Genomic DNA, 18,807 nt, shown 5'->3' with positions numbered 1-18,807 from the left:
ATAAATACTCTTTTTAACGAACCGCGTTCGCGTAGCATCTCGCAGAGAAGGCGCGAAGGGCGCGAAGAAGAAAAAGAGTTTCACAGAGATTTTAGGACTGCTGTATGGATGTTAAGTGGTAAAGGAAGATTATTAGCTTCTGAGCATTTTCATTGACCAAATAATGGCATGAGCGCCGAGCATTCGTGAATAGATTTTACCTTCGCGATCGTGTATGATAAAGTTTGCGATCGCACTACTTGGTGTCTTAGCTAGTACTTCACAAGAAACGTAAAATGTTTCGTTATGTGGTATAGCTTCAAACTGTTCAAATTTTTCGACTTTTCCAGGTAAACAACCTTCTTCATGAAAGTGTTGTGTCCAAATCCATAAAGCGTGCATACTCAAGTCTGTTGTGTAAGGATTTACCCATTGCACAGGGAATTGTCCTTGTTCCTGTGCAGTGAGTTCTGGCCACAGACATTCTGTTGTGATTTTTTCAGGACTGATGTTTAAAACTCTCTTGACTTCTTGAAAACCGGGACCGTGAAATAATGTCGCCCCACCATTTTGGTAAAAAGCTTTTCCTGTAGTGGTGATGATGTTATCTGATTCGAGATTGAGAGATTCATAGATTGGTGCATCTGGGATTTCACGCTGGAGATTTAGTTGAGCGCTAAAATGAAAGTGGATTCTGCCTTCTGGATTTTTACTCGAAATTTTGGCTTTAAGTTCGATTCTTTCAAGATTAACTTTAGAAATTTCTTCTATTTCTAAAAAATGTTCCTTCGCTAATGTTTCATTGAAAGTAATCCCCTTTAAAACTTTAAAATCTTGGTAATTAAACAACCGATAACCGGGATATAATTGTTCACAGGCATTGATAATCCAAGTCATTGCACAAGTTGCTGGTAAAACTGAAGAACCAGCAATAGTATGATCGTGTAAAAATGGATTAGCCTCCAATGTCATTTGGCGACGAATACGATAGGTTCGTAGTTCTGAATCTAACTCCGCCGCCAGTGGAACTAGTGGGCTACCAATAACAACTTGTGCAGTTGTATGATTGGAATTATCCATTTCTTTAACGAGCATTTGTGCCCCAACTGCAATGGGAATTATATCAATTTTTCGCTCTTGAAAAATCTTCTTTAATTCTGCTGTCACCATTCCACTATCCCAAGCGCCCCAGTTGATTGCGACGACATGACATGAGGGATAGCTTTGCTTAAATATATGGGCTGATTTGTTCAGAATTTCATTTGCGATCGCATAATCAGATTGTCCGGGATTTCCGTAAAAGCCGGTTACGGAAGAAAACAAAACTAAATGCTGAAGTTGACTAGGGTTGACGCAAGCCAGTAGATTTTCTAAACCTTGAACTTTGGCGGTGTAAACCTTTTCAAAATCTTCTTCTGTTTTCTTTTCAATTAACTTATCAGCTAAGTTTCCAGCGCCGTGGATGATTCCGGTAATTGGCCCAAGACGTTGCACAGCAGTGGCTAGTTTTTCTTGTAAAGCTGGCGTATCTGTAACATCGACGCTGATATATTCTGCTTTAGCTCCGGTTTTTTCAATTGCTGCTAGAGTCTTTTTAATTTCACGGCTGGAGGTAATTTTGTTATATATTTTTTGCACATTCATGGGTGTGGGCTTCTCTCCTTGAGAAAGAAGATTTTCCATGATGCATTTTTTCAATGCGGAATCATCGGAGTTTTGAGCATAATCTGGCTCGGTTTCTAATAGTTCGGAGCGACCGAGGAGGATGAATTTGCAGGGTTGCTGTTGGGCTAATCTGATAGTACACTCAGCCGTAATCCCTTTTGCACCGCCGCTCACGACAAAGACAGATGATGGACTAAGCTGGGCTGTTTGTGTCATAAATCCTCGTGAATACCTGCATAAATTGGTTTTTTTGGATATACGAACCGCAAAGGGCGCAAAGTAAGATAAAAAAGTAGTCTTATTGTAGTGAAAAGCATACTAATAGCAGCCCTAAAAAAGTTGTGAAATTCTCTGTTTATTTCTTCTCTTCCTTTGCGCTCTTTGCGTCCTTTGCGGTTCGTTAAAAACAGGAATTTTCACAACTCAAATAAGACTGCTATATCAAAGAACTAATTAATCGGCGATAATGGTGACTCGTCCTTGTGAGCCGTAGCCAACTTCACTTATATAAAGGTTGGGATCGTGAAGTTCGGCAATGATGTTTTGTACTGACTGTTTAGCGTCAAGTCTGGGGCTTAGGTCGATCGCACGGGTGAAAACTTTTGGCCATTCCCATCTCAGGGTTTTGGTTAATCCAAACAAACCAGCACCGATCGCACCGAAGTTGACTTTGTACTCTAAACCGAAGGCTCCATCCAGGTGAGCAACTGTGCAGAAACAACTACGTCTATGCTTTGCGGCTTCGTTGAGGGAGGGTTTAAGGTGTTTCGCCATCAAAAATACGTGCTTGACGATCGCCTTTTCTGATTCGTTATAAGAAATACTTCCGGTGTGATTTCCTACAAATATCGGATGGAGATGAATAAAAGCCCCAATCGTTCCGCAGTGAGATGCGATCGCTTGCAATTGTTGTTGAAGATGTTCTTCACTCAAGTTTGCTAAGGTGACGCGGGTTACTCCTGTGGGTAAGGGCGCTTGTTGGGCGATGAGCGATTGGGGAAAGCTGATAACTACTAATTTCCAGCCTTTCTCGATTAGGGATTCAGTCAATTTGTAAGTGGTGAGGGAACCATCATCGGTGATTAAACCGATGTGTCCCTCTGGTAACGTGAAATCCAAATAATCAGGCTGTGCTAGGCTTCTGAGTTTGACGAGATGGCGCTGGATATTATGCTCTAATTCCGGTGGCTGCTGTTGGACAAACTCAGGCTCAGACTTTTTTTTTTCACCTCCAGCCAACTGCTGTAGGTAATCAACTATTTGACCAATGGTGCGGAGGTCGCCGAGTTCTTCGATATTCGGTTTAGGTAAGTTGGGGTACATTTCTTGCATCGCCCCTAAGATTTCTACCCGTTTGATAGAGTCAATCCCTAAATCAGCCTCCATGTCCATTTCCAGTTCCAGCATCTCGACTGGATAGCCAGTTTTATCGCTGGTGATGGCTAACAGGGTTTCACCTAAGTTTGCAAATTCATCACTTGTAGCGGCTTCTGGTTCTGGGGTGAATGCGATAACTACGCTTACTTCCGGTGTAGTAACTACCTCAACTACTGGTGCAGCCTCTACTAAAATCTCGGTTGCTGGTTGCACTTCGTGAACTGCAATTTCTACAGAAACACTTTTGGAAGCGTGGGATTGCAGATACTCTACAACTTGACCAATGGTGCGTTTTTCTGAGAGTTCTTCTAAATTGGGCTTGGGTAGGTTGGGGTACATTTCTTGTAGCGCCCCTAAGATTTCCACCCGTTTGATAGAGTCAATCCCTAAATCAGCCTCCATATCCATGTCCATTTCCAGCATCTCGACTGGGTAGCCGGTTTTATCACTGGTGATGGCTAAGAGGTTTTTATCCAAGTCAACAATATCGATGGTTGCGCCAGATACAGGTGCAGCAGTTGTGGGTGCTGGTTCTGCTTTGAATGCAACAACTTCGTTGACTGGGGGTGAGCTAATTTTGACTACAACCTCAGCTTGGGGTTCTTCTACTACTGGGACAGGTGGCGCGACTACAGGCTCGACTGTCTCGACAGTGGCGAAGTGCGGTGTGGGAAGTGGGGAGTAGGAAGTTTCAACTACAGGCTCTACAGCAGCCGGGAGAGGTGCTTGGGTAACATTTAAGCCATTTTTAGCTACAGGCTCAGTTACAGGCAAAGGCTGGCTTTCTACTATCTTGGTCGGTGCATCAGTAACAATTGTTTCTGTGGTGAACGGAGTGAAATTGCTGAGTTTCTCTGTTAATTGAGTTGTTCCCTCACCAGAGATGATTTGAGAATACTCTTGCTGTATAAGTTGGAAAAAGCTCTTAGTATATTCCAACTGCTCTTGAAGATATTGCTCATGGATGCGTAGAGTTTCACCTTGTTGGGAATGAAACTGCATCATGCTACGCTCTAAGCTTTCCATGACAACTAGCTTCATTTTGGCAGTTTCGGCTGTTGATTTACTTTCGCTCAACAAGGAATTCTGCTGCTGCATCAATTGGAAGAACGCTTTAGCGTATTCCATTTGATGGTTGAGATAAGTACCGTGAACTTGTAAATTCTCGGCTTGATTTTCCTGGAACTGTGTCAGGAGATATTCTAAACTTGCTAAAAGTTGTTCGTAATTTGTCAGCTTTTCTGGTATTGGTTGCATCTTAGATTCCTGGACTGGTTGTGACAGGGTAACAGGATTCATCTGTTGCTCTGGCTGGGTGATGATATTAGCAGTCACACCGTTCATTACTGGGGTAAGTTTTTTATGTCCGTTAGTCTCGATCGCTGCGAGAGTTGGAGTCACACCTGGGCTGCTAAACAAAGGAGCCGCATCAGGATATTCGGGGGTGGGTAATGTGACTTTATGCCCATCCTGCAAAGCTAAAGCGAAGGCATTTTTCGTTTTTTCGGATCTGTAGTTTATGCCGTTTAAACGAACATTTAATGTCTTCTTCGTCTCAATTGGGGGGATAGTTTGGGGAAGTTGGTAAGGATCGAGGTTATTCAAAGCTAGACCAATTACTCGCAACTGCACAACTGCTTCTCGCAAAGAGCGATCGCTATTCTTTTGAGTGCTAGGGTTCAAAGATACAGTGATATGAGGGCGATCGCCAAGAATCTCTTTTACCAAGTTGCTAAGAATTCTCCTCGGCCCAAATTCCACAAAGCAAGTACCACCCGCCGCATAGATATTTTCAATTTCCTGCTTAAACAGCACTGAGTTGGAAAGGTGCGTTTCCAGAATCTTTTGAATACCTTGGGCTTCCTTGGGATACTGCTTACTGGTAACGTTGCTGTAAACAGGGATTTTAGGACTTTGGAATTTAACAGACTTAGTAGCGATCGCAAAGGATTTTTGAGCAAAGGCGATTAGCGGTGTATGGAACGCTGCTGAAACAGGTAACAATACAGCTGTATATCCTTTCTCATGTAAAGCCTCTCTGACTCTCGCTATTTCTGCGGTAGGCCCAGCCAAGACAAATTGAGTCGGAGAATTTTGATTAGCGATCGCAACTTGCGGAAAATGTCTGATTACTGCTTCAACTTTGCTGATGTCTTCTTTGACAGCCAGCATACTACCCGCATCATGATCCGGGTCTTCAGGTGCAGCCATTGCTTGACCCCTAGCTTTCACTAAGAACAAGTAATCTTCCGTACTCAAAACCCCCGCAGCCCATAGCGCTGTCAGTTCACCAAAGCTATGTCCCGCCACAAAATCTGATTTAAACCCAGCTTGTTGCAGGATGCTGTACATCCCTGCACTCAAGACCCCAATGGCTGGTTGAGCGTATTCTGTGCGTTGCAAGGCAGCAATTTGGACATTCTTTTCTGCCTCTCCAAACACAGGATGAGGGAAAACGATTTCTGAAAGTGGCTGTAAATTATCTTTGATTAACAGGCTATCCATATAACCATGAAGACGACGCATCAAAGGAAAATTCATCACCAGTTCGCGTCCCATCTCCAGGTATTGCGAACCTTGTCCAGAAAATAGAGAGACAACTTTTCCGCCCAACTCCATACCAGAGGAACGATAATAAATCCCTTGGGGATGCTCCCAAGATGCTGCTGACCCTTTGAGTTTCAGCCAGTCAATGCTAGTTTGCAAGAACTTGCAAGCTTCTTCGAGATTTTCAGCTACAAACCCAAATCTGGGAGCAGAGAGGGGAATCTGTGGCGACTTGCATTCTTTGACTAATTGGGCATAGTGTGTAGGTGCTTCAGGCGATCGCAACTTACCTAAAATCTCTTCCGATTTGCTCAACAATTGCTCTACCGTAGGAGCAAACAACAGTACTTCACTAGCACCACTGTGTAAGCGGTAAGCGTCGTTTTGGTCGGATTCATATTCTTCCAAAACGACGTGATAGTTTGTTCCACCAAACCCAAAGGAACTTACACCAGCGCGTCTCGGTGCTTCCCCTTCTGGACGAATCCAAGGTCTAGTTTCAGTATTCAAATAAAAGGATGAATTTTTAATGTTGAGTTTGGGATTTGGCTCGGTGATGTTAATTGTGGGCGGTAATACTTTGTGATGTAAAGCCAAAGCAGTTTTAATCAAACTCGCCGCACCCGCAGCCGCTTTTGTGTGTCCGATTTGTGATTTCACACTACCCAAAGCGATGTGCTGCTTTTTGTCATCATGTACATCAAAGAAGTCTTTTAAAGAACCGAATTCTGTCGGATCTCCAGCCATTGTACCAGTGCCATGTGCTTCCATCAAACCAACAGTAGCGGGAGAGAAACCGGCATCTTCATAAGCACGTTCTAAGGCTTTGACTTGGCCTTCTTTGCGTGGAGCATAAATACTCTTGTAACGCCCATCGCTAGAAGTTCCAATACCTTTAATTACGGCATATATTTTATCGTTGTCCCGTTCCGCATCTTCTAAACGTTTGAGGACAATCATACCAATACCTTCACCTAGCATCATCCCATCCGATTTAGCATCGAAAGGTTTGACATTTTCACTAGGAGAAACAGCCGGTGTTTTGCTGAACGAAATGTAAGCCATGATGGTGTTGTCGGTATCAACACCACCAGTCAGCATCATGTCAGAACGATGCTCAACTAGTTCGCTAATTGCCATTTTTAAAGCACCGAAGGAACTAGCACAAGCCGCGTCAACTACACAATTCATCCCGCCAAAGTTTAGGCGATTGGCAATTCTACCCGCGACTACGTTAGCTAACATTCCAGGGAAAGCGTTCTCATCCCATTTCACGTAAGCGCTTTTGATTTTATCAACGATTTTTTGCGTATCTTCGTCAGATAAACCACTGCTTTTGAGTGCTTTTTCCCAAATCGGATATTCCAACCTGGCAGAAAGTGGCATTCCTAATTGCTTGGCCATAGCCACGCCTAAGATTACCCCAACCATCTCGCGGTTAAACTCACGTTTTTCGCCATAACCTGCATCTTCCATCGCCTCTTTCGCAACTACTAAACTTAATAGTTGCGATACATCTGTGACTTCCAAAATGCTAGGTGGTATACCGAATTCCATCGGGTTAAAATCAACCTCTGGAAGAAACCCGCCTCTTTTACAGTAGGTTTTATCTTCAGTAGTTCTAGGATTGGGATCGTAATAATCTTCGACGCTCCAGTGAGTGGAAGGAACATCAGTAATACAGTCAATTTTGTTTACTATATTTTGCCAGTATTCCCGCAAATTTCTGGCTTGAGGCAATAGAGAAGCCATCCCAACGATGGCAATAGGATTGTGTTGTAATTGTCTGTTAATTTTGTTGATTGACACTGATTTATCTGGCTTCATTTTTTTTCCCTCGATAGACTTAATCACAGCCTGTTCACAATTATTGACAAGGCTTTCTAACTCCGCTAAGGCAGTATCAATTGAATAAGCAGACATAGGGCATAGTGAGTACTGTGGATTGTGTAGTTACAGTAATTTCTGTTGCCTACTAATTAATGAAAAACTTTTGTTGTGCAACCAGTTAGCACCTCTGAAATCCTGGCGAAAAAGTAATTACGTTAGCGAGACCTTTAGCATCATTACGAATTACGAATTATGCCAGGTAAAGCCTTATGTTTACAGGCAACTTTGGCACATTGCGATCGCGAAAATTGTTATCCAACGCTAGACTCTTGAAATTGTGGCAATAGGTCAATAACGTTGTTAAAACTGGTAAAATAGTCTTGGAGTGTAATAGCTGCTTGACCAGTGAATTTAATCCATTTGTAATGGTAGAGATTTTGAGTAATGGTATCCTACTGGAGTGATGAAAACTGAGGAGTAGCTAAGAGAACAGAAATGTTTTTTCACCCGAAAGCTTTTGATTATCTAGCCGAACCACAGCAACATAGCTGTTGTTAATGACAACGTTCCGTATCTCTAAAGTCATAGCCAGTTTCAACGTTCGGGATAATGTATTTTATGCTATTTGAACTAGGAAAGTTGACAAGTTCGTTACACAAAAGACACCACCTTTAACCCGAATTTATGCAAGTCGAAAAAGTAATGAAATGAGCAGACGATGATAGAGAAGCAGTTATCTTTAGTTATTTTTAATTTCAAAATCCCAATTAAATAACTAGTTTGTCTAACCACTTTAAAGCATTGAATTAATAAAAACACTAACATACTTTACAGAAACTAAATTATTTCTTTAAAGTTATTTTATAAATTAACATCCACAATTACTGATGTTAATTTGAATAAAATTCAGACTTAAGTATAATTTTTGACTGTATAAATGTGTTGGAGATTTTGTTATCTACGGGTTAGATAGAAATTTTCTATGAATTAAGTTAACAATGCAAATCTGTTGTCTACTAAGTAACAATTCAAGAAATACATAGATAAATTGGATAACCATAAGTATGTTTTCTCAGAGAAACATCATAATTTAGTAAAAATTTCTGGTTATTTTTCAATATAAGTCAAGTTAAGAAGTAAAGCGGTTATTTATAAAGCAAATATTAATTTTTACTATGTTGCTTGATAAACATAATCATGATTGCATTAGTTAAAAAGGCGGTTAGAAAACCAGAGCGAATGGGATGCCTACGGCACACTGTATGTAGCTTGCTTGCTTCACCGTAGGAGTACGCCGCTACACAAACATTCCACCCTTTGCGTTCCCACAGGGTAGACCACCTCTAATAAAAATTGGGTATTTAAATAAAACTCACGAAGGTGAGTAAAGTCTTGTGTAAGTGCGGTTTATAAGCGTCTTTTAATTACTATGAATAAAACCAATAATAATGTCTTATACTACACAACCCTGTTAACAAGAATCTGTTAGTAATATCAAATCTACTTAATCACTAACTATCTGTTGGTATTCAATTAGCGGATAAAAGATTAGTGATAAATACATTTTTTCAGAATTTAATCTGACAGTAAACAAATATTTTAGTGAGAGAATCAGGACTTATGCAAAGTCAATTGGTTGACAAAAATCAATTTCTACGCCATAGTTAATAACAAGTTTATCCAAGTTTTGATTTCACTTTTATTGGCGCTTCCTTGTTCTTGAGAGTTAGGATTTCTGGTTAGCGTTATTGTATTTTAAGCTACTGGATTAGATGTCAAATTAGGATATAACTTAGGAAGCTTTGAAGTAACACCACCATTAATTTTCACGCCACAATAGTAATTTTGGGCGGCAAAAGCGTACAACAATTCATATAAAACCACTTTAGATACATCCACTTGATTAAGGTAGAAACCTTGGAGGAAAAGTCCTCTAAGTAATTTGTGGATGAGTCTATTCTAATGGACTAAATATAACCAGGCTATCCCCTAAAAAAGCAGAATTGGAATGAAAAGATGGCAGTAAATAAAGAAAGCCGATTATTCACAAAACCCGTAGGTAGATCGCAACTAATTTTAGCAGCTTCTCTAACTTTAGCAGCCGGATTAATAGCTTTTTATAGTTTGGTACCATTTTGGTCTAAACCTAAAGTTGTGGCACCAGCAGCGAATCCTCCCAAAGCTGTGACTCCTGCAAAAGTTGCTGTAACCGCCTTGGGACGTTTAGAGCCAGAAGGTGAAGTTACTTCTTTGACTGCTCCTGCTTCTAATAATGGGGTACGAGTAGACAGACTGTTAGTGAAAGAAGGAGATGCGGTTAAAGCAGGACAATTATTGGCCTATCTCGAAAATTATGGTCGTTCTAGAACTGCATTACAACAGGCTTTAGACCAACTCCAAGTTGCCAAAGCGAAACTAGCACAGGTTAAATCTGGAGGGAAAACGGGAGATATTGATGCTCAAAAGGCAGTTATCGCACGTTTAGAGCCACAATATAAAGGGGATGTTGCTACTCAAGAGGCGACAATTGCCCGCATCCAAGCTGAAGTAGACAATGCTCAAGCTGAGAATAATCGCTATCAGCAATTATATAAACAAGGTGCGATCGCGGCTTCTGTAGCAGATAGCAAAGCTTTGCAACTCAAGACTACACAACAGCAGCTAACAGAAGCTCAAGCCACCCTCAAGCGCACTCAAGATACATACCAAGAACAACGCAAGCAAGCACAAGCACAACTCACCAGTATTAGCGAAGTGCGTAGCGTAGATGTTCAAGTTGCACAAACCGAAGTCAACAGTGCAACAACTTCTGTTCAACAAGCAAAAGCCGACTTGGATTTAAGTTACATTAAATCTCCCATAAACGGCAAAATTTTAAAAATCCACGCTAAAACCGGAGAAGTAATCAGCACCAACAAAGGATTTGCTGAAATCGGTAAAACATCTCAAATGTATGTGATTGCAGAGGTGTATCAAACCGATGTTCAAAAAGTGCGTGTAGGACAAAAAGCCACAATTACCAGCACTGCATTTACTGGAACAATAAAAGGAACTGTCAAAGAGATTGGTTGGCAAGTTGACAAGCAAAACATCTTCAGCATCAACCCTGGTTCAGATACAGACCGCAGAATAGTTGAAGTTAAAATCTCCATCGATAATCCCGCAGATAGTGAAAAGGTTGCTCGTTTAACTAACTTACAAGTGGATGTCGCCATTCATATTTAGTCAATTGGCAGATGTCATTCACAAATGACAAATGACAGATGACAAATGACAAATGACAAATGATAAATGATAAATAAATCCATGAATTTCAAAATTCCTTTAGGATGGCTACAGCTAGCGCAGCAAAAAGTTCGTTTACTAGTAGCTGTAGCCGGGATTGGTTTTATTGTGCTGCTCATGTTTGTGCAACTTGGTTTTCAAGATGCCCTCTATTCAAGTGCAACCGCAGTCCATCAAAATCTCAAAGGAGATTTATTTTTAGTGAGTTCGCAATATAAATCTTTGACCTCAAATCAAAGTTTTTCACGGACTCGTTTGTACCAATCTCTGGGGTTTGATGGCGTAGAGTCAGTTAGCCCCATGTATTTGCAATTTGCCAAACTAAAAAATCCGGCTACTAGTGAGAAATATTCAATATATGTTATTGGTTTCGATCCAGGTAGACCTGTGATGAATCTCCCAGAAGTGGAGAAAAATTTAGATAAACTCAAAATTCCCGATGTCGTGCTTTTTGACCGGGGTTCTCGCCCAGAGTTTGGCCCAATAGCAGAAAAATTTAATCGGGGAGAAACTGCACAGACAGTTGAAATATTTCCATACAGTTCATTGATTGGCTATAGAGTGAGAATAGGTGGTTTATTCACATTAGGCCCTTCGTTTGGGGTAGACGGAAATTTGCTCGTTAGTGACTCAACTTTTTTGAGGATAAATCCCAATACTCGTCCGGCGGATATGATAGATATTGGTTTGATTTCACTCAAACCTGGTGCTAATGCTGAAAAAGTATTGAAAAATTTACAGGCAAATTTGCCTAGTGATGTCCAAGTTTTTACCCGCCAAGGCTTCATTGATTTTGAAAAAAATTATTGGGCTGTTAGAACACCCATTGGTTTTATTCTTAACTTGATGTTGACAATGGCTGCGGTTGTTGGTGTGGTTATTGTTTATCAAATTCTTTACAGCAATATTGCTACCCAATTTGTTGCTTACGCCACTTTAAAAGCCATCGGTTATGCCAATGGCTATTTGTTGAATGTGGTATTTCAGCAAGCTTTGATTTTGGCAATATTAGGTTATATTCCAGGATTTATTACTTCTGTTTTGTTATATAGTTTTGCAGCCGAAGCAACTAAACTACCAATAGTTATGACCACTAATAATGCAGTGATTGTCTTAACTTCAACAGTTTTAATGTGCATAACATCAGGAGCGCTGGCTATCAACAAACTCCGCTCCGCAGATCCGGGAGATATTTTCTAGCTATTTGGTGCATCAAAATAATCAAATTATTTTGCCATGATATAGACTAATAATTAAGCGTTGGTTCAGGCTCTCCACAGAAAAATTCTTCTTTATACCAATTTTAGATTAAAAGTCTTTACCGGAATTTAAATTTGGTATAAATTTTCAGTTTTTTATCTAACAACTCAAATTCACCCATTTAACAATAATTTCGATTTTATGAACCTCAAAGACAAAACCCTGCTAATTACTGGGATCGATGAATTCGTCGGTTTGCGTACAGCCGAGTTAGCTATAGCGCAAGGGATGAAAGTTCGGGGACTGCAAAGTTCTAAAGAACAGAACAAACAATTACAGAACTTAGGTGTTGAGATAATTATTGGTAGTATCACCGATTCTACTATTGCTCAAAAGGCTTGTCAGGAAGTAGATATCGTTTTACATACAGACCAACTTGCCGAAGAAGCTGGCGCAATTAATAACTTTCGTGATGTCAATGTTGGCGGTACTGTCAACATGGCTAAAGCTGCTAAACAGGCTGGTGTCAAAACATTTGTGCATCTTTCTAGTGTAATGGTTTACGGTTTCAACTATCCTAATGGTGTTACAGAATCCGGGCCACTTTCGGGCGCAAATAATCCTTACTGTGAAACAAAAATAGAAGCCGAAACAGCAGTTTTAGAACTGAATAATCCTCCAGATTTTGGCATAATCGTTATTCGAGCCGGAGATGTTTACGGCCCAGGAAGTATACCCTGGATAGTCAGACCAATTTTGATGATGCGTCAAAAATTATTTGCCTGTGCCAACGATGCTAAAGGAGTAATCAATCACGTATATATAGATAACCTGATTGATGGCATCTTTCTAGCGATAGAAAAAGAAACATACGGTGAAATATTTAATATCACTGACGGACAAGAAACTTCTTGGAAAGAGTATTTTATGCGTTTAGCAGCAATGGAAGGTTTACAAGCACCTCTTTCATTATCGAAAGATGAAATCAAGTTGTTTCTAAAGCTACGTGTTCAAGGACAAAAGCTTTTTCGGAAAAAAGTTGATATTTTACCAGAGTCTATAGATTTTATGACTCGTCCTTATGCTTGTTCTATTGTCAAAGCACAAAACCTGTTAAATTATAAACCAACAGTTGACTTAGAAGAAGGAATGCAGCGAACACATGAATGGCTGCAAAAAACAGATATTCAAAACTTGATTAAATAGTTCGCAGATTTTTTGAATCACTAAAATTAGATCCCCGACTTCTTAAAAAAGTCGGGGATCTGGGCACCACCAATTATTCTGAATTCTTCCGTTGCATCTGCCTAACAATTATCTGCAATTGAGCATAAAATAATCCACAGATTTTCCGAATACTTGTTATGAGTAGCAATCAGCCACGATTGAGCATCGGATTACCTGTATACAATGGTGAAAAATTTATCAAAGAAGCCATAGATTCACTCTTGGCTCAAACCTTTGAAGATTTTGAGCTAATTATTTCAGATAATGCATCTACAGATAAAACTGAGGAAATTTGTAGAGCTTATGCTGAGAAAGACCAACGTATTTGTTACTACCGCAATGACAAGAACATTGGTTGCGCTCGTAACTTTAATCGCGTCTTTCAATTGTCTTCAGGTGAGTACTTTAAATGGGCAGCTTATGACGACCTCCATGCTCCAGATTTTATCAAGAAGTGTGTTGAGGTACTTGACCAAGACCCTAGCATAGTCTTATGTCACTCCCAGACATATTTTATTGATGAACAGGGTAATTTTCTCCAAAATTACGATATCAAACTTAAGGCAGATGCATTAAAACCACATGAGCGTTTTCACGAATTGCTGACGAAACATTTATGTTATCAATGTTACGGAGTAATTCGCGCCAATGCCCTAAGAAAGATACCATCAATGGGTGGTTACGGTAATGCAGATGGAATCCTCTTGTTAAGACTTGGTATTCTTGGCAGGTTTTATGAAATCCCTGAATACCTGTTTTTTGCCAGAAGCCATCCACAACAATCAATGAGTATGTACTTCCCTAATTATTTGCTGTTTGCTAACAACAGTAAAAAATGCTCATTGAGTATGCTACCTGATTTCTATGCTTATGCAGTGTGGTTTGATTCAGCAAAGAAAGGACAAATTTTATTGCCACATTGGAGAATAATCTGGGAGTATCTACTCTCTATATGGCGTAGTCCCCTAAATTTTAATGAGCAGCTTTGTTGTTATAGAAGCCTACATCAGCAGTTAAAAGGGGCAGAATATCTTTTGCTGAAAGATTTATTAAGAGTGCTACAAGTACTTTGGAAAAGTTGGCAAACAGCATCAATCAAAAAATATCAAGTCATTCATTTCACAAACCAGCTTAAAAATAAAAGCTGGTAAGTACAGCTTTTTTGCAGCCACAAAATCACCTATTTTTCACGACAAAACTATGCTGAAACTATCTCGTTTATCTCATGTTTTACTTGCTACTTTGGTGAGCCTCAGCTTTGCTAAAACAGCGAATGCAGAACCAACTGCAACACTTAGTGTTGTAGTAAATGGCATACAACATAAAAAAGGTGAGATTTGCTTCCGAGTTTACGCAACTGAAAAAGGATTTCCGATGAGTAATTCTAGTGGATCTCAAAGTGGCTGTGCTAAGATTACTGGCAATTCTGTTAAAAAAGATTTCTCCGGTTTGAAGCCTGGAACTTATGCTGTCGCCGTGGTTGACGATCAAAATGGCGATCGCAAACTCAATAAAGACTTTTTTGGTATTCCTACAGAAGGTTTTGGGATTTCTAAAAATCCAACTGTGTCTATACAAACAGGTACACCAAAGTTTCGTGATGCTAGTTTTGTTGTAAATAAAAATACAACAGTCAATATCATTATGAAATATTCGTTGGATTCATAAAGGCGATTGGGGACTGGGAACTAGGTACTGGTGACTGGGAACTCCTTGTTTAGGAGATACTTCTGATTTTCAATCCCCAATCCCCAATCCTCAATCCCAAGTCCCCAATCCCAAGTCCCCAATCCCTAATCCCCAACCCCTAATCCTACCGGAGATTAAAAATTTAATGGAAGATTTGGCAATATTTCTGTCTAAGTCTTTGATGGGTTGGCTGGTTATTCAGGTGTGTTTAACGCTTGTTTTTATATGGTATCTGCGCTCATCTAAAAAAAACTTATTACCAGATGACCAGTTACCCAAAACAGCAGTGATTCTTTGCTTACGCGGAGCCGATCCGTTTTTGCCTAGATGTTTGCGATCGCTCCTGAACCAAAACTATCCACACTATGATTTAAAATTGATCGTTGATAGTCACGAAGACCCCGCTTGGAAAATTGCCAGTGAAAGCATCACAGAGCAAGAAGCGACTAACGTTCAAATTAGCCCTTTGCGAATAGTACGCAACAATTGTAGTCTCAAATGTAGTTCTTTAGTCCAAGCTGTCCGTGAGTTGGATGATTCCTACAAGGTGGTTGCCTTAGTAGATGCTGATACTATAGTCCATGTGAATTGGCTGCGAGAATTAGTCAGTCCTTTAGGTGATGCTAAAGTAGGGGCGACAACAGGTAATCGTTGGTACGTTCCTACAGGTAGATATTGGGGATCTTTAGTCCGGTACATCGGCAATGTATCCACAGTAGTGCAAATGTTTGTCTTCCAGATTCCTTGGGGTGGAAGTTTGGCTGTGAAAACAGAAGTGCTTCGCCAAACAGAACTCCTAGATAAGTGGGGACAAGCTTTAGGCGAAGATTTTATGATGCACGACATTCTCAAAAAACATGGGTTTCAGGTAAAGTTTGTGCCTTCGCTGCTAATTGTCAATCGTGAAGAGACTGATTTATCCAACTTAATCGACTATCTTAAGCGCCTGATACTTTATTCTCGACTGTATCACCCGCGTTGGTTAGCTTTAGTTAGCGAATCTGTTTCTAGCATTTTGTTTCCTACTGCACTCATCATCTTAATTCTAGAGTCCTTCTTACAGGCAAAATGGGAAGCTGCGATTCTCTTATTAGGCTGCTATGGTGTCTATACTGTAGGACTACTCTTGATAATGCTCGTGTTGGAGTTAGAGGTACAGCGAGTGGTTCGCTCTAATGACCAAGCGATCGCAAAATTATCAGGTGCTACAATCGTCAAAATGTTAATTGGGATTCCGCTAACACAGTGGGTTTATGGATTAGCGATGCTATCATCCATTTGGATCTCAACAGTTACCTGGCGCGGTGTCTCCTATCGAGTTCAAGGACCTTGGAATGTCCGGTTAGTGGAATATCGCCCTTATCAATGGTTAGATCAGCCTATTGATAACAAGGTTTCTCTTTGAATTAAATCGCTAAAATATGAACTAGGGCATGAAAGTTATTACACTAAACATTCCCTAGTCTTCAAATTATATTATCTTATATTTAGTACAACTATATTAGCTATAACCCTTGTCAGAATACACGTTTTTTCTTGTTGATTATCAAAATGTATTTGCATAAAATGGCAAGGGTTTAGACAAATATATTAAGGGGAATTTTGACTTATTCTTTGGATGTTTTGAGAGTTTCAATCCAGGTTTATAAACATCCACTTCACAATTGAGAATTTCGGATATTTGAAAATGCGTAAATCCTTAGTCTAACCGTATTAGTGGGAATTTTTTAGCTAGATAATCAGGATGTTCATGAAACATAAGCTGCGTAAATCCTAAATTGAAAACCAGCATTTTCGTGAAATATTCCCTTTTATTATGACTAAGCAAAAACTTCGCATTGCACTGTTTACAGGATTGTATGCTCCTTTTTTGACTGGTGTTTCTGTCGCTGTTCACCAACGAGTTCGTTGGTTACTAGAGCAAGGACATGAGGTTTTTTTAGTTCATCCGCAAATCAGCGATCGCTACCCCAAAAATGTTGGCGATCGCCCCATGCTAGGTTTGAATGAAATTCAGTCTTTCCCAAATTTCTCTGCTTACGCTTTCCCCACTGAACCACTGTTATTCTATAAGTCTCTTCCTCAACCGTTAAATTATCGGCATTGGAGTGATACCAAGTTGCTGGAGAAATTTAAGCCTGATATTATCTTGGTTGAAGAAGCCGCGCAAATGAGAGGTTTATACTCATTTTTCTTGCAAGGTTATGGTCGTCCAATTGGTGTCGAATACGCAAAACGAACAGGCACGCCAATAATCTCACTGTTCCATACTGATATCGTTGCGTATATCAAATATTATTTTGGGGATAAATTCTTTAACTTTGTTCGTCCGATTATTCCCGTTTTAGTTAAGCAATTTAGTGAGTCTTATGACTTCAATTACTTTTCTTCTAAAGAACAACTCACTAAATACGAAGAATTGAAATGTCAACGCGCTGAATATGTCCCTTATCAAGGCATTGATTGCGAAAAATTTCATCCGCGAAACATTTGTTACAATCCTATTCCTAACGACAACCGACTAACTATTTTGTTTGTCGGACGCATTACCCCCGAAAAGAATGTCAACCAATTGCTTGATATTTTTCCAGTCATAGCTGCCAAAATTCCTGATGTTCATCTGGTGATAGTTGGTAGTGGGCCGTTGGATGAAGAGATTCGTGAGCGTGCTAAAAAGTTTGGATCGGGTATTACTATATGGGGGGAATCACACGGTACAGAACTTTTAGGCTGGTTTGCTAGAGCGGATATTTTTGTGAATCCCTCCGTCACCGAAAACTTCTGCACTACGAATAACGAAGCGTTAGCATCTGGAACGCCTCTAGTTGCGGTTGTTGCACCCTCAACTTCAGAACAGGTGTTTCCTGGCCGTAACGGGTTTCTTGCCCAACCTAACAACCCTACAGACTTCGCCCAAAAGGTGATTACGATTCTAGAAAATCCCGATTTGAAAGCAGATATGACTCGGCACGCTCGCCCCTCTATACTCGAATTTGATTGGTCGGCATGTATGCAAAAACTTGAAGACAAGCTTTACCAAATTGTTGAAGGATCTCAGAAGGTGAAAGTAGGTACAGGTAGGATGAGACGATAACGATTACAATTAGCGATCGCTACTATATACATGACTAGCGATCGCTAATTCTTGCGTGCGAAAGAACTCCTCAGCATCCAATATCCTGACATGGGACTATATTTGTTAAAAGTTCTGTAAATTTATCATAAAATTACAGTGAAATTACTGAAGTAGCTTTCAATTAGTATGTTGATGACTGTAATATTTTGATGTCGTACTACGGCTCAAACAGTAATTATTATGACATATCTACCAAAATTTTTAGTGTCTCTGCCAGCAGCAGCTTTAATTGGCTTGGCTACAGGACAGATAGCGCAGGCAGAACTATTCGTTCAATCAGAGTCGGCATTGGTAAATCTTGATGCTCAAGAGGTATCATTTACTATAAATTTTAATAGAGTGCCAGACTTTTTTACAGTTGATAAATTCGGGAGACAAGCCGACTCTTTCCAATACTTTATTGATCCGAGTGGGGAATTACCTATTTTTAGACCAACCACTTCTGTCTATAGTAACCTTTCCTCAATTATTCGCGGAGAAGAAATCCATGTTGCAGGTGACGTTCGGATACGTGATGTCTTCCCAGTTGGACCATTTGAACCAAACTCAGGAGGCTGGGGTAAGATTCGGGGTTCAGTACCATACAGCCTTGATAGCACTGTGCTAAAATTTTCAGCACCTCTACAATTTATTGGTGATTCAGACGGTTTGTTTAGCTATCGGTTAGAGTTGTACGAGTTTGGCGCTTGGAATACTCTTGAAAACGAAAATAAGTCTACTATTGTTAGTGTTCCCGAACCTAATTTTGCATTGGGTGCATTAATTTTTGGAACTTTAAGTGTTGGCTTACGGCAAAAACGTAAACACAGATCAGCCCCCAGTTTTGTAAGTTAATTAGGACTAGCCCTTTCAAGGTGGGTAAAAAGATTGGT

At 40.1% G+C, this 18,807-nt stretch carries 10 protein-coding genes and 1 pseudogene; 8 read left to right on the top strand and 3 right to left on the bottom strand.

All coding sequences use genetic code 11. From position 1 onward, the window contains the following. Positions 1–132: 132 nt before the first annotated feature. The 3 genes and pseudogenes from FBB35_RS10285 to FBB35_RS34560 form a co-directional block, all read right to left on the bottom strand. Positions 133–1,860 (bottom strand): SDR family NAD(P)-dependent oxidoreductase, encoded by a 1,728-nt coding sequence (locus FBB35_RS10285; RefSeq protein ID WP_174709552.1) that lies wholly within the window; start codon positions 1,858–1,860, stop codon positions 133–135. A 237-nt stretch (positions 1,861–2,097) separates the two neighbouring features. Further along, on the bottom strand, positions 2,098–7,491 hold the full coding sequence (locus FBB35_RS10280; protein ID WP_174709551.1) for a type I polyketide synthase: 5,394 nt from the start codon (positions 7,489–7,491) through the stop codon (positions 2,098–2,100). A 218-nt stretch (positions 7,492–7,709) separates the two neighbouring features. Then, positions 7,710–7,984 (bottom strand): annotated as a pseudogene (locus FBB35_RS34560) (hypothetical protein). Between the two features lie 1,430 nt (positions 7,985–9,414). Between FBB35_RS34560 and FBB35_RS10275 the strand changes: the two are divergent. From FBB35_RS10275 to FBB35_RS10240, 8 genes are all read left to right on the top strand, one after another. Then, positions 9,415–10,623 carry an ABC exporter membrane fusion protein gene (locus FBB35_RS10275; RefSeq protein ID WP_174709550.1) on the top strand — a complete coding sequence of 403 codons (1,209 nt, stop codon included), beginning with the start codon at positions 9,415–9,417 and terminating at the stop codon, positions 10,621–10,623. Positions 10,624–10,704: 81 nt separating this feature from the next. Next, positions 10,705–11,883 carry an ABC transporter permease DevC gene (gene devC, locus FBB35_RS10270; protein WP_174713591.1) on the top strand — a complete coding sequence of 393 codons (1,179 nt, stop codon included), beginning with the start codon at positions 10,705–10,707 and terminating at the stop codon, positions 11,881–11,883. Positions 11,884–12,084: 201 nt separating this feature from the next. Further along, positions 12,085–13,089 (top strand): NAD(P)-dependent oxidoreductase, encoded by a 1,005-nt coding sequence (locus tag FBB35_RS10265; protein WP_174709549.1) that lies wholly within the window; start codon positions 12,085–12,087, stop codon positions 13,087–13,089. Between the two features lie 158 nt (positions 13,090–13,247). Then, entirely contained in the window at positions 13,248–14,261 is a 1,014-nt protein-coding gene (locus FBB35_RS10260; RefSeq protein ID WP_174709548.1) for a glycosyltransferase family 2 protein, read from the top strand. Positions 14,262–14,310: 49 nt separating this feature from the next. Next, positions 14,311–14,778 carry a DUF2141 domain-containing protein gene (locus tag FBB35_RS10255; RefSeq protein ID WP_174709547.1) on the top strand — a complete coding sequence of 156 codons (468 nt, stop codon included), beginning with the start codon at positions 14,311–14,313 and terminating at the stop codon, positions 14,776–14,778. A 166-nt stretch (positions 14,779–14,944) separates the two neighbouring features. Further along, positions 14,945–16,204 (top strand): glycosyltransferase family 2 protein, encoded by a 1,260-nt coding sequence (locus FBB35_RS10250; RefSeq protein ID WP_174709546.1) that lies wholly within the window; start codon positions 14,945–14,947, stop codon positions 16,202–16,204. Positions 16,205–16,615: 411 nt separating this feature from the next. After that, positions 16,616–17,893: a glycosyltransferase gene (locus tag FBB35_RS10245; RefSeq protein ID WP_174709545.1), complete on the top strand. Its 1,278-nt coding sequence runs from the start codon at positions 16,616–16,618 to the stop codon at positions 17,891–17,893. A 222-nt stretch (positions 17,894–18,115) separates the two neighbouring features. Beyond that, positions 18,116–18,769 (top strand): hypothetical protein, encoded by a 654-nt coding sequence (locus tag FBB35_RS10240; protein WP_174709544.1) that lies wholly within the window; start codon positions 18,116–18,118, stop codon positions 18,767–18,769. Positions 18,770–18,807 lie beyond the last annotated feature (38 nt).

Origin of the sequence: Nostoc sp. TCL240-02, assembly GCF_013343235.1 — a bacterium.
In the GTDB taxonomy this organism is placed as follows: domain Bacteria; phylum Cyanobacteriota; class Cyanobacteriia; order Cyanobacteriales; family Nostocaceae; genus Nostoc.
The sequence above is the reverse complement of the archived record's forward strand: the minus strand, read 5'-3'. Positions and strand labels throughout refer to the sequence as shown.

Bases quoted from the DNA above. Each gene is read 5' to 3' on its own strand.
- FBB35_RS10285 (WP_174709552.1), bottom strand. From the start codon at position 1,860: ATGACACAAACAGCCCAGCTTAGTCCATCATCTGTCTTTGTCGTGAGC.
- FBB35_RS10280 (WP_174709551.1), bottom strand. From the start codon at position 7,491: ATGTCTGCTTATTCAATTGATACTGCCTTAGCGGAGTTAGAAAGCCTT.
- FBB35_RS10275 (WP_174709550.1), top strand. From the start codon at position 9,415: ATGGCAGTAAATAAAGAAAGCCGATTATTCACAAAACCCGTAGGTAGA.
- devC (WP_174713591.1), top strand. From the start codon at position 10,705: ATGAATTTCAAAATTCCTTTAGGATGGCTACAGCTAGCGCAGCAAAAA.
- FBB35_RS10265 (WP_174709549.1), top strand. From the start codon at position 12,085: ATGAACCTCAAAGACAAAACCCTGCTAATTACTGGGATCGATGAATTC.
- FBB35_RS10260 (WP_174709548.1), top strand. From the start codon at position 13,248: ATGAGTAGCAATCAGCCACGATTGAGCATCGGATTACCTGTATACAAT.
- FBB35_RS10255 (WP_174709547.1), top strand. From the start codon at position 14,311: ATGCTGAAACTATCTCGTTTATCTCATGTTTTACTTGCTACTTTGGTG.
- FBB35_RS10250 (WP_174709546.1), top strand. From the start codon at position 14,945: ATGGAAGATTTGGCAATATTTCTGTCTAAGTCTTTGATGGGTTGGCTG.
- FBB35_RS10245 (WP_174709545.1), top strand. From the start codon at position 16,616: ATGACTAAGCAAAAACTTCGCATTGCACTGTTTACAGGATTGTATGCT.
- FBB35_RS10240 (WP_174709544.1), top strand. From the start codon at position 18,116: ATGACATATCTACCAAAATTTTTAGTGTCTCTGCCAGCAGCAGCTTTA.